The organism is Gordonia sp. KTR9 (assembly GCF_000143885.2).
In the GTDB taxonomy this organism is placed as follows: Bacteria; Actinomycetota; Actinomycetes; order Mycobacteriales; family Mycobacteriaceae; genus Gordonia.
Genome location: NC_018581.1, coordinates 1,381,111 through 1,402,731, shown reverse-complemented (window position 1 = coordinate 1,402,731; position 21,621 = coordinate 1,381,111). Strand labels below are relative to the sequence as shown.

At 68.2% G+C, this 21,621-nt stretch carries 18 protein-coding genes and 1 tRNA gene; 10 read left to right on the top strand and 9 right to left on the bottom strand.

From position 1 onward, the window contains the following. Positions 1 to 2 precede the first annotated feature (2 nt). Complete coding sequence (locus KTR9_RS07100) at positions 3 to 755, top strand: ABC transporter permease (protein WP_014925822.1); 753 nt, start codon at positions 3 to 5, stop codon at positions 753 to 755. Here the strand turns inward: KTR9_RS07100 and cobF are convergent. From cobF to KTR9_RS07085, 3 genes are read right to left on the bottom strand one after another with little or no spacing between them, the layout of a single operon-like run. Next, positions 721 to 1,479: a precorrin-6A synthase (deacetylating) gene (gene cobF / locus KTR9_RS07095; protein ID WP_014925821.1), complete on the bottom strand. Its 759-nt coding sequence runs from the start codon at positions 1,477 to 1,479 to the stop codon at positions 721 to 723. The genes KTR9_RS07100 and cobF overlap by 35 nt on opposite strands. Before the next feature lie 2 nt (positions 1,480 to 1,481). Then, positions 1,482 to 2,291 (bottom strand): SDR family oxidoreductase, encoded by an 810-nt coding sequence (locus tag KTR9_RS07090; RefSeq protein WP_014925820.1) that lies wholly within the window; start codon positions 2,289 to 2,291, stop codon positions 1,482 to 1,484. A gap of 30 nt (positions 2,292 to 2,321) precedes the next feature. Then, positions 2,322 to 2,546, bottom strand: a complete 225-nt coding sequence (locus KTR9_RS07085) for a hypothetical protein (protein ID WP_044506128.1) — start codon at positions 2,544 to 2,546, stop codon at positions 2,322 to 2,324. Between the two features lie 82 nt (positions 2,547 to 2,628). Between KTR9_RS07085 and KTR9_RS07080 the strand changes: the two genes are divergently transcribed. After that, positions 2,629 to 3,591 carry a GlxA family transcriptional regulator gene (locus KTR9_RS07080; protein ID WP_014925819.1) on the top strand — a complete coding sequence of 321 codons (963 nt, stop codon included), beginning with the start codon at positions 2,629 to 2,631 and terminating at the stop codon, positions 3,589 to 3,591. Positions 3,592 to 3,629: 38 nt separating this feature from the next. Here KTR9_RS07080 and KTR9_RS07075 read toward each other — a convergent pair. Both KTR9_RS07075 and KTR9_RS07070 read right to left on the bottom strand, forming a co-directional pair. Beyond that, a tRNA-Arg gene (locus KTR9_RS07075) sits at positions 3,630 to 3,705 on the bottom strand. Between the two features lie 77 nt (positions 3,706 to 3,782). After that, complete coding sequence (locus tag KTR9_RS07070; protein ID WP_148281155.1) at positions 3,783 to 3,989, bottom strand: hypothetical protein; 207 nt, start codon at positions 3,987 to 3,989, stop codon at positions 3,783 to 3,785. A 105-nt stretch (positions 3,990 to 4,094) separates the two neighbouring features. Between KTR9_RS07070 and KTR9_RS07065 the strand changes: the two genes are divergently transcribed. Continuing rightward, positions 4,095 to 6,587, top strand: coding sequence for a LuxR C-terminal-related transcriptional regulator (locus KTR9_RS07065; protein ID WP_014925818.1), 2,493 nt, complete (start codon positions 4,095 to 4,097; stop codon positions 6,585 to 6,587). Between the two features lie 173 nt (positions 6,588 to 6,760). Continuing rightward, positions 6,761 to 8,092 carry an acyltransferase gene (locus tag KTR9_RS07060; protein WP_014925817.1) on the top strand — a complete coding sequence of 444 codons (1,332 nt, stop codon included), beginning with the start codon at positions 6,761 to 6,763 and terminating at the stop codon, positions 8,090 to 8,092. A gap of 7 nt (positions 8,093 to 8,099) precedes the next feature. On the opposite strand, the gene KTR9_RS07055 is transcribed toward KTR9_RS07060, so the two are convergent. Continuing rightward, complete coding sequence (locus tag KTR9_RS07055) at positions 8,100 to 9,323, bottom strand: oxygenase MpaB family protein (protein ID WP_014925816.1); 1,224 nt, start codon at positions 9,321 to 9,323, stop codon at positions 8,100 to 8,102. Between the two features lie 150 nt (positions 9,324 to 9,473). Here KTR9_RS07055 and KTR9_RS07050 point away from each other — a divergent pair, with 150 nt between their 5' ends. Further along, entirely contained in the window at positions 9,474 to 10,139 is a 666-nt protein-coding gene (locus tag KTR9_RS07050) for a TetR/AcrR family transcriptional regulator (RefSeq protein ID WP_014925815.1), read from the top strand. A 51-nt stretch (positions 10,140 to 10,190) separates the two neighbouring features. Next, on the top strand, positions 10,191 to 11,804 hold the full coding sequence (locus KTR9_RS07045; protein ID WP_014925814.1) for an MFS transporter: 1,614 nt from the start codon (positions 10,191 to 10,193) through the stop codon (positions 11,802 to 11,804). A 10-nt stretch (positions 11,805 to 11,814) separates the two neighbouring features. Here KTR9_RS07045 and KTR9_RS07040 read toward each other — a convergent pair whose 3' ends face one another. Further along, positions 11,815 to 12,261, bottom strand: a complete 447-nt coding sequence (locus KTR9_RS07040; RefSeq protein ID WP_014925813.1) for an SRPBCC family protein — start codon at positions 12,259 to 12,261, stop codon at positions 11,815 to 11,817. Between the two features lie 135 nt (positions 12,262 to 12,396). On the opposite strand from KTR9_RS07040, the gene KTR9_RS07035 reads away from it, so the two are divergent. The 4 genes from KTR9_RS07035 to KTR9_RS07020 all read left to right on the top strand — a co-directional run bounded on the left by KTR9_RS07035 (position 12,397) and on the right by KTR9_RS07020 (position 18,956). Continuing rightward, entirely contained in the window at positions 12,397 to 14,358 is a 1,962-nt protein-coding gene (locus KTR9_RS07035) for a gamma-glutamyltransferase family protein (RefSeq protein WP_044506123.1), read from the top strand. Positions 14,359 to 14,557: 199 nt separating this feature from the next. Next, complete coding sequence (locus KTR9_RS07030) at positions 14,558 to 16,729, top strand: glutamine synthetase III family protein (protein WP_014925811.1); 2,172 nt, start codon at positions 14,558 to 14,560, stop codon at positions 16,727 to 16,729. Positions 16,730 to 17,007: 278 nt separating this feature from the next. Next, positions 17,008 to 18,507 carry a SulP family inorganic anion transporter gene (locus KTR9_RS07025; protein WP_014925810.1) on the top strand — a complete coding sequence of 500 codons (1,500 nt, stop codon included), beginning with the start codon at positions 17,008 to 17,010 and terminating at the stop codon, positions 18,505 to 18,507. A gap of 20 nt (positions 18,508 to 18,527) precedes the next feature. Then, entirely contained in the window at positions 18,528 to 18,956 is a 429-nt protein-coding gene (locus KTR9_RS07020; RefSeq protein WP_014925809.1) for a MerR family transcriptional regulator, read from the top strand. A gap of 67 nt (positions 18,957 to 19,023) precedes the next feature. Here KTR9_RS07020 and KTR9_RS07015 read toward each other — a convergent pair whose 3' ends face one another. Further along, positions 19,024 to 19,920, bottom strand: coding sequence for an SDR family NAD(P)-dependent oxidoreductase (locus tag KTR9_RS07015; protein WP_014925808.1), 897 nt, complete (start codon positions 19,918 to 19,920; stop codon positions 19,024 to 19,026). Positions 19,921 to 19,969: 49 nt separating this feature from the next. After that, on the bottom strand, positions 19,970 to 21,565 hold the full coding sequence (locus KTR9_RS07010; RefSeq protein ID WP_014925807.1) for a PucR family transcriptional regulator: 1,596 nt from the start codon (positions 21,563 to 21,565) through the stop codon (positions 19,970 to 19,972). Between the last annotated feature and the right edge of the window lie 56 nt (positions 21,566 to 21,621).

Sequence of the window (21,621 nt, the reverse complement as noted above, 5' to 3'; positions counted from 1 at the left end):
CCGTGAACGGAGTCGGCGACGCGGTCGTACAGATCGGTCCGGCGCTGATTGTCGTCGTCGTACTGCTGGCGGTGGCCGCGGTGGTGGTCAACCGCCGGTCCGGCCTGGCCACCGAGACGATGGTGGCGGTGCTACGTGCCGTCGCACAACTCGCCGCGCTGGCCGCGGTGCTGGCGGCGGTCATCCCCCATCTGTGGGCATCCGCCCTGTTCGTTCTGCTCATGGCGTCGGCGGCAGCGTGGACGTCGGCCCGGCGCGTGAACCCGGACCGCTCCGGCCTCGTCGGGATCGCGTGGTGTGCGGGTCCCGTTGCGGTTCCGACGATCGTCATCGTCACCGCACTCCTCGTCATCGGAGTGCTTCCCGCCCGCGGGATCGCCGTGATCCCGACGGCCGGAATCCTGATCGGCGGTGCGATGGTGACCACCTCGCTCGCCGGGCGCCGAGCGCACGACGAGTTGCGGGTTCGGCGCGGCGAGGTGGACGCGGCGTTGTCGCTGGGTCTGCTCTCGCGGGACGCGCGCATGGAGATCTGCGGGCCCGCCGCTGCGAGCGCCCTCATCCCCGGACTCGACCAGACCAAGTCGGTGGGGATCGTCACCATTCCCGGTGCGTTCGACATATGCAGATGTCGCGTGTCGTGGCGTCCAGCGCAACGAAGTGCGGCATCTGGCGGACAGGTGCGGAGGGTGTCCACCTCGATGAGCGGGGTCAGACTCCTCAGTGCGCCTTGCGCAGCAGATAGATGTCCATGATCCAGCCGATCCGTTCCCGGGCCGCGGCGCGCTCTCGGACGATCCGGTCCGTGACCTCGCTGACTCTGCCGCTGATCAGGATCTCGTCGTCGGTGCCCACATAGGCGCCCCACCAGATGTGATCGTCCGGGTCGGCGGTGTGCCGGAAACTGAGGTCGGCGTCGAGCATCACGATCTGGTTGGCGTCGGCACCCGCAGGAGTGTCGGCGAGGCGTCGACCGGTGGTCGTGTGGATCGGTTCGCCGACACGGTTGGCCACGATGCCGTGCGCCGCGGTGAGTGCGCTGGCGCTTGTCACACCCGGAATGACCTCGACAACGAGGTCGAGATCGTCACGGGCGGCGAGATCGTCGACGATCCGCAGCGTGCTGTCGTAGAGTGCGGGGTCACCCCAGACGAGGAAGGCGGCCACACCGCCGTCGCCGACCTCGTCGCGCAGCGCGGTGGCGATCAGATCGGCACGCGCGGCATGCCAGCGCCGGACCTCCGCGTCGTAGTCCGCGGGCTCACGGTCGCGCGGCGGATCGGGAATCTCCACCAGCGAATGGCCCTCCCGCGCATGCTCGGTGAGGATCGCGCGACGGGCGTCGAGCAGACCGCTCTTCGCGGTGCCCTTCTCGAGGGTGAGGAAGGTGTCCACGTCGGCCATCGCATCGATGGCCTGCAGCGTGATCTGACGTGGCCCACCGGGTCCGATCCCGATGACGCGCAGCGTGATTCGCACGGTCAGATCTTCACCTTCGGAAGCCCGTGCTTCCGGGCGGTCATGTCCAGGATGAGCTGCCTCGGCGCGAGCCGTCGGAGCAGGAAGACCACGCCGGCCTGATTACCCTTGGCATAGAACGGCTTCGGGTGTTCGGCGAGTGCGGCGTCGACGATCTGGGTGGCCATGCTCTGCGCGCTGATGCCCGCATCCTCGTTGCGCCTGGTCGCGGCGGCGAGCGTCTCGTATTCGGCCCGGTACGGCGAGTCGTCACCGATGAAGATGCTCCGACGGTCTCCGATGCCGGTGGCGATCGTGCCCGGCTCGACACTGATCATCCGTATCCCGTACGGCGCCAGCTCACGTCGCGACGCGAGGGCGAACGCCTTGAGCGCCGACTTCGTGGCGGCGTAGTTGGACCGGAAGGCGACGGGGAAGCTGGACAACATCGACCCCACCATGACGACCGTGCCACGACGCCGCCGGCGCATGCCGGGCAACACCGCCTTGGTCAGCGCGATCGGCCCGAAGACGTTGACGCGGAACAGATCCTCGACCGCCGACATCGGGGTGTCCTCGAGCGACCCGGCCTGGGACTCGCCGGCGTTGTTGACCAGGATGTCGACCTCGCCGACCAGGGCCGCACACGACTCGGCGGACTCGTAGTCGGCGTTGTCGAGACGGACATAGGTGACGCCCGGCAATGGGTTGCGCACGGCGTCCGGGTTGCGGGTGGTGCCGTAGACCCGATGCCCCCGTGCGACGAACTGACGAGCGACCTCGGCACCGATGCCACTGGTCGCGCCGGTCACGAGGACAGTCTGTGAACTCACGACCGCAACGGTAGCGCAACGGCCGAGGCGTCAGACGAGCTTATCGTACCGGCGGGTGAGGATGCTGAGTTCCGCGGCGACCCGTTCGGAGTCGGGGCCGTAGGGGCGCCTGGAATCGCGGGTGAACCAGTCGGAGATCCGCTGGCCCGGCGTCCGCTGGCCGGCCGGGGTCCGACGCGCGGTGAGAGTCAGCACCCCGGCGGTGCCGGCGACCGAGGCGATGACGACGAGTGCGAGAACGAAGATGAGTGTCATGGCAGTTATCCTGCGCCCACCACATTTCCGCCAACAGTGGCAGCAAAGCCATTGTTCGCAAATTATCTGCCATACTGGGTTGGTGTTGAAATCCGTCGGCGTCCTCCTCTACGGACGCGTCGCACTGTTCGAGTTCGGAGTGGTCCACGAGGTGTTCGGCCTCGATCGCACCGACGACGGCGTCCCGGCCTTCGATTTCCGGGTCGCGTCGCCGGAACCGGGATCGTCACTCGGCGTGGGCAACGGGGTCTCGCTCCAGGTGTCGCACACCCTCGCCGAGTGCCGTGACGTCGATCTCGTTGTGATCCCCGGGGGAAGCATCAGCGGCGACTACCCCGACGAGATCCTGGACACCATCCGCACGGTCGTCGACGGCGGCGGCCGAGTGCTCACCGTCTGTTCGGGCGCCTTCGTCGCGGGCGCGGCCGGCCTCCTGGACGACCGCCGGTGCACGACCCACTGGCGTTACGGCACCGACCTCGCGCGCATGTTCCCGCGCGCCCAGGTCGACACCGACGTCCTCTTCGTCGACGACGGCCCCGTCACCACGAGCGCGGGCACCGCCGCGGGGATAGACGCGTCGCTGCATCTGGTCCGGGAGGCCTGGGGACCCGCGGTCGCCAACCGGATCGCGCGGCGGATGGTCGTGCCACCGCATCGCGACGGCGGTCAGCGTCAGTTCGTCGAGGCACCCGTACCGGCATGCACCGACGAGGGGTTCGGCACGCTGCTCGCCTGGATGACGGCGAACCTCGACCGAGACATCAGCATCGACGACATGGCGACCCGCATGCACATGTCGGGACGGACCTTCGCGCGACGGTTCGTCGACGAGGTCGGGATCTCGCCTCGCCGCTGGCTGACCGAGCAGCGCGTGCTGTCGGCGAAGAACCTGCTGGAGTCGACCACCGCGAGCGTCGACGAGGTGGCACGGCGGGTCGGCTTCACGTCGGCGACGCTGCTCCGTCACCACTTCGCCGCGAGCGTCGGTGTCTCGCCGCTGGTCTACCGCCGGAGGTTCGCGAAGTCCGCTGCGGAGACATAGCCCGATACCGCGGCCACGAGCTACGAAACCGGCCTGGTTGGTGCCCTCGGTAGGATTCGAACCTACGACCTACCCTTTAGGAGAGGGTTGCTCTATCCCCTGAGCTACGAAGGCGCGCCGCGCAAGGCTTGTCGGCGCGGCTCCCGACAGCCGGAGTCTACGCGAGCGGCATCCGCCGTCGACGACGTGCCTCAGATGGTGAAGATCGTGTAGTTGGTCCCCTGCCGCCGATTCTGCGCGCGCACCCGCCCCACCAGCACGACGGCCACACCCCCTGCCACGACGGCGCACACCCCCGCGGCGAGCGCCGACGGCCCGCTGTTCCAGGTGAGGGCCAGCCCGGCTCCGAGAATGCAGCCGAGTGAACAGAGCGCTGCACAGATCATGAGTATCGCCATTTTTCGCATGTGATCACCCTCGAGCACACCGGACCACGAGTCATGATCAATAATTGATCAACCGGAAATCAGTCATGGAAACGCCACCGGAGGTGAGCCCCGACCATGATCACCGATCGTCGAGCGGTGGCGTACACAACCTCTCCCGTTGTGGCGCTGCTCGACGCCGACGGTCACCCGATCCCGATGCGCCCCACCGCACAACGCGCCCTCACGCTGCTGCTCCGACACCGCCACACTGGGCTGAGCCCCGAGGACCTCGCCGCCGGGATCTGGCCTCTGGACATGCCGGAGCACCCGGACGCCGCAGTGCGGACCGTCCTCAGCCGTCTGCGCCGCCACCTCCCCGCGGACTGTCTCCGCCGGACCCCCGCCGGCATCTGCCTCACCGGCCTGTCCGGGCCCGGCCACGTTCCACCACCGTTCGTCGGCCGCGATGCCGAAGTCCACGAGCTCACCCGGATGCTCGACACCCACGACGGGGTGTTGGTCACCGGGCCGTTCGGTGTCGGCAAGTCCCGACTTCTCGCGGAACTGTCCTCTCCTGACTCCGGTCGACGCTCGTGGCGCCGCGAGGTCGTGACCCTCCCGTCGTCACTCCCCGCGCTGCACGCCCGCTTCGGTGCCGAGGACCCCGTCGACGCCCTCCGGCATGCCCTGACCGCAGGAGGAGACCTCCCGACCCTCGTGGTCGTCGACGACATCCATCGCGCAGACCCGGCCGTCCTGGAGTTCCTGATGGCGCTGACCGACCTGGGACCGACCCGACTGCTCGGTGCCGCCATCACAGAAAACGCTGTGCCGGAATCGATCACCAAACTGCTGCGGACAAACCGGTGGGCCGGGTTCACGCTCGGGCCGCTGGACGACGCGGCATCGGCCGTGCTGGGTCACCTCGTCGGCGCACGAGCCGACGTCGGTCAAGCGGGCGGAAACCCGGAGCTGATCTGTTCGCTCGCACGCGCGGACGACCCCGGGGACGGAATCGCCGAAACCGTTCGGCGCCGACTGTCCGGTCTACCCCGAGAGTGCTCGGAGGCTCTCGCGCTCGTCGTGGTCGCCGGAATGCTCGATTGGGAGTGCGTCGCCCGACTCGGCAGTCACGAGGCGATCATCACCCTGGAGGATCACGAGTTCGTGACCACCGACGCGACCGGCGCCCGGGCCGCGTCCGCACTGGTCGCCGCTGCGGTCGAGCGGTCGATGACCCCCGCGCGTCGTCGCCGGCTGGCCGAACTGCTCCACGCGGCCGCGACGACGCCCGTGATGCGCGCGTCGTGGGGCCTCGACCTCGGACAACCGGTGAGCACCGCCGACCTGCTGGCCGCCGGCGCTTTTCACCTGCGGTCTGGTGATCCCGACTCCGCCGAACGGTTCGCCGCCACCGCCTGGAAGTCGGATCCGAGCGCCGAGGCCGGGTTCGCCTGGGCCCGAGCTCTCGCGCTGGGCACTCGATCCAGCCCTGAGATCACTTCCCGGCTCGCGCAAGTGCGAGCCCAGCTTCCGTTCGACACACCCGCGATCGCCGTCGCTGCGGCTGTCTCGACCTTCCTGAAGGGCGCCGACCCCGACGCCGCGCGGCAGGAGCTACGAACGATCCCGGGACCGCACCAACCGCTCGGACGAGTTGTCGAAGCCCTGATCGACACGTACACAGGCCGGCCCGACGCCGAGACACCCTGGCGTGTGTTGCAGGACAACGACGACCCGATCGTTCGCGGCGCCGCGTGGGCGACGTGGTTCCTCGCTTCTGACCTGGCAGCGGACCCGAACATCGGCGCCCTCCTCCCGGACTCCGACCGAGCAGAGGACGAAGGGTTGTCGGTCGCGCAACTCCACGCGATGCGGGCCCGCGCACTGCTCTCGAAGGACGATCCGGGGGCCGCGAAGCGCGAACTCGGACTCGCCGCGTCGACGACGCCGCTGGGCGACCTGCGGATGCGTGCATGGCTGGCGACCATCCGTTCCGAGATCCATTTTCGCGCGGCCGATTTCGACGCGGCCGCGACGTCGGGCACCCGCGCGGCCGAGCTTCTCGCCCGAAGCGGACACCGCAGCGACGAACGTATCGCCAAGCACTGGCTGGCGATGACCCTCGCCGCTTCGGGTGACCTCGACGGCGCCGGCGTCATGCTGGCCGACGCCGAGCGCTTGCCCTCGGCCGCGGTGATCGGCGACCATCACGGCGACGCGGCCCGCGCACTCATCGAGTGGGATCGTGGACGGGCCGAGGCTGCCGCCGCGTGCATCGCGACCGGATACGACCGGATCGCGCGACACTCCGTGGCGGACGATCTGTCGCTGTCGGTGGTCGCCGCGCTGGTGTCTGGGGACGACAACCCTTTCCGCACGGCCACCCCCGCCGCGGTCCGCGAGCGGATCGTGCGACAGCTACGCGAAGCGAGAAGTCCGGAACCGTCGGCCGCCGGTCTGACCGGTCGCGAACTCGAGATCTTGCGTCTGTACGCCCGACGCCGCACGGCAGCGGAGATAGCCGCCGAACTCGGCCTCGCCCCCACGACGGTGCGCAACCACGTGGCGCGCGGATTCCGGAAGCTCGGCATCGGCAGTCGGCGGGACATCCCCGATGGCTTGTGACGTCGGTGGCGGAACCACAGGCGAGCATCGGGGGGTCGGATCGAGAACCGGACATTGCTGCCTGTGATCGTCGCCACTCGAGACACCCCGGCGCTGGGGTTGATGCCCGTTCCTGTCCGTACACTGCTTACCGCATACGTTCCACCGTTTCACCCGGGGAGGTCTTTTCGTTGGTGCACGCGGCATCAGGGTCGGCGCGCACCGCCGACGACGACGAGACCACAGCCACCGCTGCCGAGACGCCGGGCCCCGCCGCCGCACCCCGTCCCGCCGAGTCGGGTCCTCCCCCGGCTGCGACCAAGCCGCGTGGACGAGCGCACACCGCCGACTTCGTCCGGGTCGTGCTGTTCACCTTCGTGGTCGTGGCACACAGCGTCAACGCCATCAACGGCGGGGTCGACGAGATCCGCGGAGCGAATCTGGTGGGCACCCTGTGCCACCTGACGCGATACGGCTTCGTGGCGGTGACGCTGTATGTCCTCGTGCTGAGCATGCAGGGCCGGCAGATGTCGCCGTGGCAGTTCTGGCGGCGCCGCTTCGGGCTGGTCGTCGGCCCCTACCTCGCCTGGACGCTGATCTACACGGTCACCGACCACCTCATCCTCGTGGACAACCCGTTCCCACCCGCCCGTGAGGTGCTGCCCCGGCTCGCGCACGACCTCCTCGTGGGCGAGGGCAAGTATCAGCTGTACTTCCTGCTGATCTCGATGCAGATCTACCTGTTCTTCCCGCTGATCTCCTGGATCTTCGAGCGCGGCCGCAAACGCCCGTGGTTGTTGCTGGCCGGCGGGACCGCAATCCAGCTCCTGGTGTTCGTCGTCTACCAGTACCTCCCGAGACCTTCCGGCCACGCGTGGGACGTCGCCTATCAGCACATGTGGAAGACGCTCCCGATGTATGCGCTCTTCGTCGCCATGGGCGTACTGGCCGCGCAGCACCGTGAGGCCGTCGACCGCTGGCTCCGCGAGCACATGGCCACGGTCGTTCTGGTCGCGGCGGGCTGCGCGGCGTTCAGCATCGCGGGTTACCTGCTGGCCACGTCGCCGGGCAATGTGCCGTGGAAGGCCAACACGGCCTGGAACCCCGTGTCGCTGCCCTGGTACATCGGCGGCTTCGCCCTGTTGTGGCTGATCGGCCTGGTCTGGGACGACCGACGCGCCGCCGGCCGACCGGCCGGCGGACGGCTGGTGTCGCAGGCCACCTTGCGCGCCTTCGGCGTCTTCGCGGTTCACCCGCTGATCCTCGACATCCTGGGCCGCGTCGGATTCCTCAGCGGACTCTTCGACTGGTTCCCGCACTCGGCGGTCCTGCGCTCGATCATCTTGATCGCCCTGGTGCTCGCGGCATCACTTGCGCTCGTCGACCTCCTCCTGCGCCTGCCGTTCAGCAAATGGCTGACCGCCCGGCCCCGCATCCCCCTGTTGCCGAAGCGGAACAAGAAGGAGCAGGACCGGGCGGTGGAAGTCGGTGAGTCGGCGGGGGCTGAGAAGGTGTCCGCCGACTAGGTGTGGGCTACTTGTACTTCGGGTTGTTGATCACCGGGATCTCGATGTTGATCGGCATCCGCAGTTCGGACATGTAGAAGAGGACGAACTGGCGGAGGAACTCGTCGAACAGCCAGTACGCCTCGCGCGGCATGCCGACGTTGAGCAGGCCCTCGCGGATCTGCACGTACGGACCCCACGCCGTCTCGAGCAGCGGGCTCCACACGGGCTCGCGCGGGATCTGGTACCAGTTCGCCACCTGGTCGCCGAGCACGAACCTCGTGAGGGCTCCCAGGACGCCGCGCGAGATCAGCGAGAGATCGAGGTTCATGCCGAGATCGAGCAGCATGTCCGCGAGCTTGCGACCCTCGGGGGTCGGGGCCAGGATCGGATCGAGCACCTGTTGCGCCTGCGAGTCGGCGGCGGACCATGACGCCGGGATGTACTCGTCCGAGACGCCCAGCAGACGAGCGGTGATCTGCCACGAGTGCAGGAATCCGGCGGATTCGTCGGCGGCGATGGGGACGTTCCACTTGTCGAAGTTGCGCATGACCGTCGTCGGCAGACTGTGCCAGGTGACCATGATGTCGGCCTGGCTGATCGGCTTCTTCTCCGTCGCCCCGTGCACCCAGTGGGGCGACTGCGGCAGGAGGTGCCGCACTCCCGCGTGGGCCATACGCGTCTTGACGCACGTCACGATCATCTCGCCGCCGGGCTGGTAGGCGTTGAGCGAACCGATGTCGTAACCGAGCTTCGCGGTCTTGGTGATGCGGTCCTTGAGGTCCCACCCACCTTTCGAGTAGTAGACCGACCGGGCCTCACGCGGGATGACGGTGCTCATCATGCCGCTGGCGAAGCCGTACAGGACACCGAGGTAGGTTCCGCGCTTCTGGTTGAAGCGGACCGCGTCGGCCAGCTTGGCCTGGTCCGTCCACGACGGCAGCTGCCGCGCGTGCTCCATGAAGTCGCGCAGTTCCGAGGGCAGGCCGGCCGGCAGTGGCTGCGAGTTACGATGCCACGTGCGCAGCAGCCGGTTGACCTTCTGCACCTGCCCGCTGTCGATGACCTTGGCGATGACCGGATCCGCCTCGTCGTCCCACAGCTGGCGAGGATCGGCGCCACGACCGCGACCGGGCACCGAATTCGCCGGTGACCACGTCCACGGCGTCGTCTGTGAGAGCGCCGCCACCGCTCCGGCAGCACCGACGGCACCTCCGGCGCGTATCAGATTTCGTCTGTTCAGATCTTCCATGACCCCGTCCCATCACTTCCATGTATCAATGTGACAAACAACGTATCCTTGTATCATTGTTACCACCAGGTGGTCCAGGACACACCTGTTTCGCCGATTTTGCGATCATGGAAGCTCATGCCGTCATCATGAGTAGAAGGGGGTGACCAGGTGACCACGCAGTCGTCCGGGGCTTCGCTGTCGAGCTCACTCCTCCAGCGCGCATTCCTCGAGTCCTCGACACCGTCGGAGGAGGCGGCCGATCCCACCGCCGAGCGCCTCCTCGACGCGGCCTTCGAACTGTTCTGCCGACTGGGCGTCCAACGCACGCCGATGGAGAAGGTCGCGAAGAGCGCGGGCGTCACCAGAGTCACCCTGTACCGCAAGTTCGCCACCAAGGACGCGCTCGTCGACCAGGTGGTGCTGCGCGAGTTCCGGCGCTACTTCGACCGCTTCCGTGCGGAGATCCCCCGTGCCGACACCGTCGCCGACCGCGTGGTCCTCGGATTCGTCGGCTCGTTGCGTGCCATCTCCGGCAACCCGCTGATCGGTGAGATCAACGACGCCGAACCGAGCATGCTCATCGAATCGATGATCGGCGGGGACGGCAAGCTGCTCGCGACGGTCCAGCACTTCGTCGCCGCACAGCTGCGTCGAGAGCAGTTGGCGGGCAACATCTCCGACCTGCTCGACGTCGACCTCGTGGCCGAGATGATGGTCCGCGTGTCGGCGTCGTTCCTGACCGTGCCCAGCCGCGTCGTCGACATCACCGACGATGCCCAGCTCGCCACGGTGGCGCGCCAGTTCCTCGTGCCGATGCTCAATCCCGCGCAGTGACGGGCCGAAGCTGCAAAGATCAGAGCGCTCACCACATCTGAGGAGACTGCCGTGCGCTCATGGTCTGTGATCATCATCCTGGCTGTCTCACAGTTCGTCATGGTGCTCGACAGCACCGTGATGAACGTGTCGATCTCGGTGGTGGCCGACGACCTCGGGACCTCGATCACCGGCATGCAGGCCGCGATCACCTTCTACGCGCTGACGATGGCCGCCTTCATGCTGACCGGCGGCAAGCTCGGCGACCTGATGGGCCGGGCACGAGCTTTCAAGATCGGTGCCGTCATCTACGGCATCGGCTCGCTGACCACGGCGCTGAGCCCCAACCTGACCGTCCTGCTGATCGGCTGGTCACTGGTCGAGGGGCTGGGTGCGGTCCTCGTCATCCCCGCGATCGCCTCGCTGGCCGCCATCAACTACACCGGCAAGGCGCGTGTCACCGCATTCTCGATCCTGGGCGCGGTCACCGGGCTCGCCGCCGCGGTCGGCCCGCTGCTCGGCGGGGTGATGACCACCTACCTGTCGTGGCGCTACGTGTTCGTCGCCGAGACCGTCGTGATGGTGGCGGTCCTGTTCGCGGCCAAACTGATTCGTGATGGACCCCGTGACCCGAGCGTGCGTATCGACCCGCTGAGCGTCCTGGCATCCGCCGGTGGCCTGGCGCTCGTCGTCTACGGCGTCCTGCAGTCGAAGACGTGGGGTTGGCTGAAGCCGCAGCATCCACCTGAGTTCGGCGGCAACGAGATCGCTCCCCTCGGTGTCTCGCCCGTCGCATACCTGCTCTTGCTCGGGGTCGTCGTCCTCTGGCTGTTCGTCCTGCGCCAACGTGCCCTCGCCGACTCCGGCAGGCAACCGCTGCTGCGCGTCGAATTGTTCCGGATCGCCGCACTGCGCAGCGGGCTCGGCGGCTTCCTCGCGCAGTACTTCGCGATCGCCGCGCTCTTCTTCGTGGTCCCGGTGTACCTGCAGACGATGCTCGGACGCGACGCCCTGCAGACCGGGGTGAAGATCCTGCCGCTCTCGGTGGGCCTCGTCATCTTCTCGATACTCGGATCCTGGCTCACCGCACGACGATCCGCCCGGTTCATCGCGCGCGGCGGGCAGATCACGATGGCTCTCGGGACACTTCTGGTCATCGCCTCGGTGGGCACCGACCTGCGCAGCGCCGCCTTCGCCGCGGGCATGTTCGTCGTGGGCGCGGGCTTCGGATTGCTCGCCTCACAACTGGGCAACGTCAACATGTCCGCCGTCGAGGAGAAGGACACCTCCGAAGTCGGGGGCCTGCAGGGCACCTTCCAGAACCTGGGTTCGTCGTTCGGCACCGCGGTCGCGGGTTCGGTCTTCCTGCTCATGCTCTCGTCGGGCTTCGTGTCGGCGGTGAGCGAGTCCGAGACCCTCTCACCCGATGACCAGCAACGTGTGGTCGCGGCCGTGGACGATGCGGGCGTACCCATCATCTCCGCCGACGAGGCCCGCACCATCGTCCTCGACGCGGGTGGCTCGCCGGATGCCGCGCAAACGGTGTCCCAGGTGTACGCGGAGTCGCAGATCGCAGCGCTGCAGCAGGCCTTGTTCGTCGTGTTCGGCCTTCTCGTCCTGGCCTTGCTGTTCTCGCGCCACCTGCCCAACCGGATACCCGAGCCCGCCGACGTGGAGGCGGGCTGAACCGGCGAGATCAGCCGGTGGCGCGGACCTTCTTGCCGATGGTGGCCTCGGTCTGCCGGACCGCCTGTGCGGCAAACGGTCCCACGACCTTGCCGAGGAGTTTGCCCGCCATCCCGCCCGGCAACGTGTACGTGACCTCCACGTCCATGTCGGTCGCCGAGCCGCCATCGGCGTCGGCGAAGCGCCACGTGGTGTTCGCCGCGAATCCGTCGATCGCCTCCAGCGTGATGAGTTCGTTCTCGACATACTCGGTGCACTCGACAACCGACTTCAGCGTCTTGGGACCGACGTCGATCGACACCGCGAACGTCGCGCCCAGGCCGCTCGTCTGATCGGTCGTGGGTTCGAAGCGGGTGACGCCGAAGAGGTATTCGCTGACGTTCTGATAGCCGTCGACGTAGCTGAACACCTTCTCGCGCGGCCCGTCGATCCTCGCCTGATGCCGTACCACTCCCACGATTCTCCCCGTTCGTCTCGTTCGGCCGACCGTGTCGGCGCGGCCCTCCCGTCGACCCTATGCGTGGCCGTACTCTCCTGAACACCTCGACCCGGTTCTCGTCACGAGCGGTCGACCGGCCAGTACGCTTGGTCGATGACGCCACGTCGCGGAATCTCACTGGTGGTGCGCGCTCTGGCCGTGGTGACGGCCACCGCTCTGCTGACGACCGCCTGCGGCGGCGATCCGGCCGAACCGGGAGCGAGTCCGGTGACCTGCGCCGAGATCCCCAACGGGGAGATGATCGAAGCCGAGGCCGTGTCCGCCGCACCGACCGACATCGCCACCAGACCCGAGGTGGCCTCGGGGTTTCGCACGGGGATGAGACCCGTCGTCACCGAAACCTACGCGGCGGCAACCGCGAATCCGCTCGCCACCCGTGCGGCCTGCGAGGTCCTGCGCGACGGAGGCACCGCCGCCGACGCCCTGGTCACCGCGCAGCTGGTGCTCGGCCTCGTCGAGCCGCAGTCCTCCGGCATCGGTGGTGGCGCCTTCGCGCTCTACTACGACGCGGCGTCGAAGAGTGTGCGGGCCTTCGACGGTCGCGAGACGGCGCCGGCCGCCGCCACCGAGACCTATCTGGCCCGGATCAGCCCGGACGATCCCGCACCGCCGGTGCCGAGTGCCCGCGCGTCGGGTCGGTCCATCGGCGTGCCGGGCGTGCTGCGGATGCTCGAGATGGTCCACGGTGAATTCGGCGGCCACGCATGGCGAGACCTGTTCGATCCCGCAGTACAGCTGGCCGACAACGGTTTCGACATCAGTCCGCGGCTCGCGACCGCGATCGCCGCGTCGGCGGCCGAGCTCGCCGTCAACGCGGATACACGCGCGTACTTCCTGTCCGCCGACGGCACGGCCAAGCCGGCCGGCACCCGGCTCGTCAACCCGGCGTACTCGAAGACGCTCGGTGCGCTGGCGACCGACGGCGCCGGAGCCATGTACGACGGGCCGCTCGCCCAGGCCATCGTCGCCGAGGCCGGCAGCACCGAGGGCGGCATGACACCGAGCCTCATGACCGTGCAAGACCTTCGCGACTACCGTGCGATCGTGCGGGAGCCGGTCGTCACGACGTATCGCGGACGAGAGATCGTCGCGATGCCCGGACCGTCGTCGGGCGGGATCGCCGTGGCGTCGGCGCTGGGCATCCTGGCGAACTTCGACCTCCCGTCGATGCCGCCGACCGATGTCGACACCGACGGCGGACGTCCCGACCCGGCCGCGGTACACCTCGTCACCGAGGCCGAGCGCCTCGCCTACGCCGATCGCGACAAGTACGTCGCCGACCCCGATTTCGTCCCGCTGCCCGGGCGCGGGGTGGCGACCATCCTCGACCCGGCCTATCTGCGGTCGCGAGCGGCGCTCATCAAGCCCGAGTCCTCACTCGGCGAGGCGCCGGCGGGCGACCTCGGCCCGGTACCCCTCGGGTCGTATGCCGGCCCCGAACACGGGACCAGCCACATCACCGTCGCCGACCGCTACGGCAACGTCGCCACGATGACCACCACGATCGAATCCGCTTTCGGCAGTTACCACATGGTCGACGGCTTCCTCCTCAACAACCAGCTGACCGACTTCTCCGCAGAGCCCCGGGACGACGACGGCGCATTGCTCGCCAACCGGGTGTCGCCCGGCAAGCGGCCGCGGTCGTCGATGGCGCCGACGCTCGTCCTGCAGCCCGGCACCGACGGGGCCCCGGCCGAGGTGGTCGCGGCGCTCGGCTCCCCCGGCGGGTCGGTGATCATCCAGTTCGTGATCAAGACGATCGTCGGGATGCTGGACTGGGGCCTCGATCCCCAGCAGGCCGTGTCGATGATCGACTTCGGCTCGGCCAACACCCCGACGTCGAACGTCGGCGGCGAGCACCCGCTCGTAGACACCGCCGACGACGGCGCCGACGATCCGCTCGTCCGAGGCCTACGCGAACGCGGCGCCGAGGTCTCGGTGGAAGAGCAGTCGAGCGGACTCAGCGCGTTGCTCCGCCAGGACGGCGGCTGGATCGGCGGCGCGGATCCGCGTCGCGAGGGTGCCGTGATGGGCGACGACGCGACGCTGCGATAGCCCGTACCGGCCGCGGACGCCGGGACCGACGCTGCCTCAACCGGTTTCCGACCACTAGTTTTCCTCAGCGTCACATGGGTGCAATCGGACGCATACACCCAGCTCATAGCGTCGAGTCGCTCGCATCTGCGACACCGGCGTAGCGACGTCGTCGTGCGACCCCCGCGCACGTGGGGGCCGAGATCATCCAGGAGTATCCATGAGTGGCAGCATGTCCCGCCGGCAGGCGATCGAGGCCGTGACGACCTACGACGTGTCGGCGCCCGGTTTCGCCGAACCGCTGGCAGACACGTTCGGGCGCAACGTGTTCAGCTTGTCGGTGATGAAGAAGCGGCTGCCCAAGCACGTCTTCAAGGCGGTCGCCGCGACCATCGACACCGGCTGCGCACTCGACCCCACCCTCGCCGACTACGTCGCGGTGGCGATGAAGGACTGGGCCATCGAGAGGGGCGCCACCCACTACGCCCACGTCTTCTATCCGCTCACCGGGTTCACGGCCGAGAAGCACGACTCGTTCCTCGAACCCGACTCCACCGGCGCGTCCCTCGCCGAGTTCGCGGGCAAGACCTTGATGCAGGGCGAGCCCGACGCGTCGAGCTTCCCCAACGGCGGCCTGCGCGGGACCTTCGAAGCCCGCGGCTACACCGGCTGGGACGTCACAAGTCCCGCCTACCTCCTGGAGAACCCGAACGGCAACACCCTCTGCATCCCGACGATCTTCATCTCGTGGACCGGTGAGGCCCTCGACAAGAAGACCCCGCTGCTGCGCAGCCAGCAGGCCATGAGCAAGCAGGCGATGAGGTTGCTCCGGCTGTTCGGGCACGACGATGTCGACACCGTGGTGTCCTATGCCGGCGCCGAGCAGGAGTACTTCCTGATCGACGAGCACTTCTTCTATGCGCGCCCGGATCTCATGACCTGCAACCGGACCCTGTTCGGCGCCCCGCCGTCGAAGGGTCAGGAGTTCGACGACCACTACTTCGGCGCCATCCCGGAACGCGTGCTGTCCTTCATGATCGAACTCGACCGCGAGTTGTTCAAACAGGGGATCCCGGCGAAGACGCGACACAACGAGGTCGCGCCAGGCCAGTTCGAGATCGCGCCGGTGTTCGAACGGTCGGTTCTCGCGCACGACCATCAGCAACTGATGATGACCACGATGAAGGCCGTCGCCGAGAAGTACGGCATGAAGTGTCTGCTGCACGAGAAGCCGTTCTCCGGCGTCAACGGTTCGGGCAAGCACGTCAACTTCTCGCTCGGCAACAGCAATCAGGGCAACCTGCTCAACCCGGGCGACACCCCGCACGAGAACATGCAGTTCCTGACCTTCTGCGGCGCGATCATCCGCTCGGTACATCTCTACGGCGGACTCCTGCGGGCCGCGGTCGCCTCGGCGTCGAACGACCACCGGCTCGGCGCCAACGAGGCTCCGCCGGCGATCATCTCGATCTTCCTCGGCGAACAGCTGATGGACGTGTTCGAGCAGATCGCCAAGGGCGGCGCCACCGGCTCCAAGGCCGCGGGCGTCATCGAGCTGGGCGTCGACACGCTCCCGCCCCTCAAGGCCGATCCGGGTGATCGCAACCGCACCAGTCCGTTCGCGTTCACCGGCAACCGGTTCGAGTACCGCGCACCGGGTTCCAACCAGTCGATCTCCGATCCGATGGTCGCCATCAACACGATCCTCGCCGACTCCCTCGACGTCATCGCCGCGGACCTCGAGAAGCTCCTCGCCGACGGACTCGACCTCGCCGACGCCGTCCAGAAGGTGTTGCAGGAGATCGTGAACTCGCACGGAGCCGTCATCTTCAACGGCAACGGCTACTCCGACGAATGGCAGGAGGAGGCGGCCGCCCGCGGGCTGAAGAACCTGCGGACGACGGTCGACGCGGTCACGGAGTACACCTCACCGGAGGTGATCGAGATCTTCCAGAAGTACGGCGTGCTGTCGGCCCGCGAGCTCGAGGCCCGTGAGGACGTCATCTTCGAGTACTACGCGCTGACGCTGCTCGTCGAGGCCAAGGAGACCGCGGAGATCGCCAAGACCATGATCATGCCGGCGGCGATCCGCTACCAGGGTGAGCTGGCCGGCACCGCGGCATCACTCAAGATGGCCGGGATCGAAGCTCCCACACCGCTACTCGAGGAACTGACCGGGCTGATCAGCTCCCTCCACGACGGGTTGGCGGCGCTCGATGCCGGCATCGCCGGGATGCATGGCGAGTCCACCTTCGACGAGTCGAAGTACGCGCTGGAGACGCTGATCCCGGCCATGGCCACGGTCCGCGAGGTCGCCGACACACTCGAATCCATCGTGGCCGACGATCTGTGGCCGCTGCCGACCTACAACGAGATGCTCACGATCCTCTAGATCACGCGACCGACCACACGTCCCCCGCCGCACGTCACCGGGGGACGTGTCGTCGCGCCCGTCGTGCCCGTTTGCATCTCTACCCTCCCGTAAGGGTAGAGTTGGCGCGTCCGCCGGAGCCGCCATCGGTCATCGTGATCGCCCACACCTCGCCGGGGTGTGGAACGTTCTGCGCGACAGCCGTTCTCGGCGCCCCACAGGTGTCGGCGCCGACGGCGAAACCAAACCACCGGAGCGCGACACCGCGCGCCGGATCTCGCGCGAAAGTTGAGACGCCGATGTCTGCCGAGGTGCTGACCCCTGCCCGACAACAGTCGGTGTTGGCGACCCTTCGCTCCCCACAACGGTTGCGCACCGAGGTTCTCGCCGGCCTCGTCGTCGCGCTCGCGCTCATCCCCGAGGCGATCTCGTTCTCGATCATCGCCGGGGTCGACCCGCGGGTCGGCCTGTTCGCGTCGTTCACGATGGCGGTGACGATCGCGATCGTCGGCGGCCGTCCGGCGATGATCTCCGCCGCCACCGGCGCGGTGGCGCTCGTCGTGGCTCCTCTGGTCGCCAGTCACGGCCTGGACCACCTCATCGCGGCTGTGCTCCTCGCCGGCGTCATCCAGGTCATCCTCGGCTCGCTCGGCGTCGCCCGACTGATGCGGTTCATCCCGCGCAGCGTGATGGTCGGATTCGTCAACGCGCTGGCCATCCTGATCTTCACCGCCCAGCTTCCGCACCTGCTGGGCGTGCCGTGGCTGGTGTATCCGCTCGTCGCGGCCGGGCTCGTGATCATCGTCGGCCTCCCGCGACTCACCTCGGCGATCCCGTCGCCGCTCGTCGCGATCGTGCTGCTCACCGCGGTCACCCTCGCGGCCGGGTTCTCCGTCCCCGATGTCGGCGACGAGGGCGAACTGCCCGACAGCCTGCCGACGTTGTTCTTCCCCGACGTCCCGCTGAACTGGGACACGCTGTCGGTCATCGCTCCCTACGCATTCACCATGGCACTCGTGGGGCTGCTCGAGTCGCTGATGACCGCCAAGTTCGTCGACGACCTCACCGACACCCATTCGGACAAGACACGTGAGGCCACCGGTCAGGGAATCGCGAACATCGTGACCGGCCTCTTCGGCGGGATGGGCGGGTGCGCGATGATCGGCCAGACGATGATCAACGTCAAGGAGTCCCGGGCCCGCACCCGCATCTCGACGTTCCTGGCCGGACTGTTCCTGCTCATCCTGGTCGTCGGACTGGGCGACATCGTCGCCCTGATCCCCATGGCCGCGCTCGTCGCCGTCATGATCATGGTGTCGGTGGGCACCCTGGACTGGCACAGCGTCAACCCGAAGACGTTGCGGCGCATGCCGAAGAGTGAGACCGCGGTGATGGTCGCGACCGTCGTCGTCACCGTGGCCACCCACAATCTCGCCTACGGCGTCATCGTGGGCGTCCTCACCGCCATGGTGCTGTTCGCACGCCGGGTCGCGCACTTCACGGACGTGGTCGATGTCGCCGATCCCGATCCGGACACTCGCGTCTATGCGGTTCGGGGTGAACTGTTCTTCGCGTCGAGTAACGACCTCGTCTACCAGTTCGACTATGTCGACGACCCGGACAACGTCGTGATCGACATGAGTGGCGCACACATCTGGGACGCGTCGACGGTGGCCACCCTCGACGCCGTCACCACCAAGTACGCAGCCAAGGGCAAGACCGCAACCATAGTCGGCCTCGACGACCACAGCGCCGAACGTCACAGACGTCTGAGCGGACAGCTCGGCGGCGAAAGCTGACGGGGCAGGGAGGACGGGTCGTGACCGACGATGGCGCAGACACCACCGGACATCTGCAGATCGGCGCGGTGGCAACGGAAACCGGGTTGTCCATCAAGACGATCCGCCACTACGACGAGGTCGGTCTCGTCATCCCGTCGGCCCGCTCCGCCGGGGGCTTCCGCCTGTACACACGTGCCGACGTCGATCGGTTGTTCGTCATCCGACGGATGAAACCGCTCGGGTTCACCCTCGACGACATGCGCAAGCTCCTGAACGCCGAGGGCGTCCTCGACGACGCCGACGCCTCTTCGGCGGATCGCGGGGCCGCACTGGAGACACTTGCGGACTTCCGGGAACGCGCGCGACATGCCGGCGCCAGGCTGGAACGCCAGCTCGACTACGCGCGTGAGCTCACCACCCAGCTGTCGAACCGGCTCGGCGACCGGCCTTCCGGTCTGACGACGTGATCAGACGGTTCGGCGCCATCGAGCGCCACACCGGCCGGGTCGACGTAGAACATCGACACTCCTCCGCTCACCCCAGTGGCCACCGGGTGCCGGTGAGGGTCTCGGCCTCGGTCCAGAGACGGCCCGCCAGATCGTAGTCGCACGCGGTGCGGGCCCGGCCCGACAGCACCGGCCGGCCGCGCAGTCCCCACAGCCCGTCGACCCCCACATAGCTGCCCGGCGGGACCGGTTCGGTCAGGCAGTGCAGCGTGGGCGCCGCACCGGCGTCGAGGTCGTTGCCGACCACCCCCGCGAGCCCCTGGGCCACCCGGTGCAGAGCTCCCAGCCCCGGCTTGTTCGAGATGTTCGACGCGGCCCAGCCCGGGTCGGTGAGCATCGAGGTCACCGGTGACCCGACGTCGCGCAACCGTCGGTCGAGTTCCAGACCCCAGAGCATGACCGCGAGCTTGGAACCGGTGTAAGCCCGCGGCGCCGACCAGCGAGTGCGCCGATAATCGAGATCGGCGGGGTCGATGCGCGCGCGACGATGACCTTCGGAACCCACGGACACTACGTGTCTGCTGATGCGCGGCAGCAGGAGGTTGGTCAGGGCGAACGGTCCGAGGAAGTTGGTGCCCATACCCAGTTCGAACCCGTCCGGTGTCGTCCTGCGCTGGTGGGGAAACATCCCGGCGTTGTTGACGAGCGCATCGACGGGACCGTCGAGTTCCGCGACGAACGCCCGGACCGAGGCGAGGTCGGCGAGATCGAGCCGCAGCACCTCGCAGTCGCCACCGAATTCCCGTGCGCGCCGGGCGCCGAGGTCGGTGTCGCGCACGGCCAGCACCACCCGCACACCGGCCCGGGCGAGCGCGCCGGCGGTGGCCATCCCGATGCCGTTGGTGGCACCGGTGACGACGACCCGCGAACCGGCCAGGTCGGACAGGGACTTCGACGAGGAGGGCATGGACGCCACGGTACCCATCGGATGTCCGGTGCCGGGGCGGTCCGGAGTCCCTCGTGCGTCCCGGCTCTCACCGGACACGCAGCGACAGCGCCACGACGAGACGTGTCGACGGGTCGTCGAGATCCATCCCGGTGAGCGCCTGTATTCGACGTATGCGGTAGCGCAACGTGTTCGGGTGGACGTGCAGTGCTGCTGCCGCCGCACGGACGTCTCCGAAATGGTCGAGGTAGGCGCGCAGCGAAGCCGTGAAATCGCTGCCGCTGCGGGCGTCGAGATCGGCGAGGCCGGTGACCCGACTGTCGACGAGATCGGGGTTCTCCGAGAGCAATCCGATGATCTCGCCCAACAGCACACCGGTGCGGGATCGCTCGACGGTGGTGACAGCGTCGATCAGGTCGGCTTCCCGGTCCGCGGCGTCGAGAACGCGGTCGATCGAGAGCCTCAGATCGGTTGCGCCGGAGATGTTGTCGGGTCCCGCGACCACGGCACGCGCCGCCAGATTGAACTGACGGTCGGCGGCGTCGACGGCGACCCGGGCCCAGGAGACGGCGTCGTCGAGCGCGACGCCGGGCAGCACGACATAGGCGCGGTCCCCGATGGTGACCGTCACCGAGGGCGGACTGAATGCGCTGGCGTGCAACATGAGTGCCGACACCTGGCCCCCGCGGACGCCGTCGGGAGTCGTGAAACCCACGATCGTCGCCGCGGCCGTCGGGTCGATGCCGAGCTGGGCGGCGAGATGATCTGTGTCGACCGGTTCTCCGCCCACGCCGAGGAGTCGCCGGACCCGCTCATCGTGGTCGGAGCCGGCGGAACGACGCCGCGCGATCACCCGGGCAGCCACCGCTCCGGCGCCGATGAGGACCTCGTCGGTGTCGCGAGCAAGCGGACGCGACCCCTCCTGCAACCAGACGACGCCCAGCATGACGTCGGCAGATCCGGTCTGCCGGCCCGATGCCGGACGGATGGCGATCGCGCGACGCGGCCGTAGTCCCAGGTCGGCGCGTGCGTCGACCCTCACGACGCCGGCGGACTTCCGCAGCGCGTCCATCACGCCCCAGTCCCGCAGCCAGGCCAGCATCTCCGGTGGTCCCTCGCGCCCCAGGATCGACAGCCGGCGCAACTCGTCGGCCTCCTCGCCCGCCGAGCTGTAGGCCAGGACGTGAGCGTGCTCGTCCTCGATGCTCACCAGACCACCGGTCCGCCGGGCGACCTCTCCCGCGAGCTGGAACAGGTCACCGGTGTTCCCGGACTCCATGGACTCGCCGTCGACGGTCGAGGCGCGACCGGCGTCGAGCACGCGGGTGACCAGGTTGTAGATGCGTTCCCAGCGTGCGTGCGGGTCGATGGCGATGACCGCGACCCCCAGGCGTTCGGCGAGACCGATCAGGGTGCGACTCGGGTTCTTGGTCAGGACGGCGACCGGCCGGTGTGCGCCGAGCCCGGCGAGCCATTCGACACCGACCTCGTCGGCGAGCCCGACGAGCAGGAACACCTCGGCCGAACGCGCGGCGCGCCCCAGTCCGTAGTGGATGTCGTCGGTGTCGACCATGGCCAGCGTCGTCACCGTGGCATCCAGTCCGCGCGGAGACGAGACCAAGGTCGCCACGGTCTGGTCGAGGGCGAGGACCAGCCGTCCGAGCGCAATACCGACCTTGTCCATGTGGACAAGACTACGACGCGGAGCTTTGCCGATCGGCCATATCGCGACGTCGCGTT

Coding starts and splice junctions, on each gene's coding strand:
- KTR9_RS07085 (WP_044506128.1), bottom strand. CDS start 2,546: ATGACACTCATCTTCGTTCTCGCACTCGTCGTCATCGCCTCGGTCGCC.
- KTR9_RS07070 (WP_148281155.1), bottom strand. CDS start 3,989: ATGGCGATACTCATGATCTGTGCAGCGCTCTGTTCACTCGGCTGCATT.
- KTR9_RS07065 (WP_014925818.1), top strand. CDS start 4,095: ATGATCACCGATCGTCGAGCGGTGGCGTACACAACCTCTCCCGTTGTG.
- KTR9_RS07055 (WP_014925816.1), bottom strand. CDS start 9,323: ATGGAAGATCTGAACAGACGAAATCTGATACGCGCCGGAGGTGCCGTC.
- KTR9_RS07035 (WP_044506123.1), top strand. CDS start 12,397: ATGACGCCACGTCGCGGAATCTCACTGGTGGTGCGCGCTCTGGCCGTG.
- KTR9_RS07030 (WP_014925811.1), top strand. CDS start 14,558: ATGAGTGGCAGCATGTCCCGCCGGCAGGCGATCGAGGCCGTGACGACC.
- KTR9_RS07025 (WP_014925810.1), top strand. CDS start 17,008: ATGTCTGCCGAGGTGCTGACCCCTGCCCGACAACAGTCGGTGTTGGCG.
- KTR9_RS07015 (WP_014925808.1), bottom strand. CDS start 19,920: ATGGGTACCGTGGCGTCCATGCCCTCCTCGTCGAAGTCCCTGTCCGAC.
- KTR9_RS07010 (WP_014925807.1), bottom strand. CDS start 21,565: ATGGACAAGGTCGGTATTGCGCTCGGACGGCTGGTCCTCGCCCTCGAC.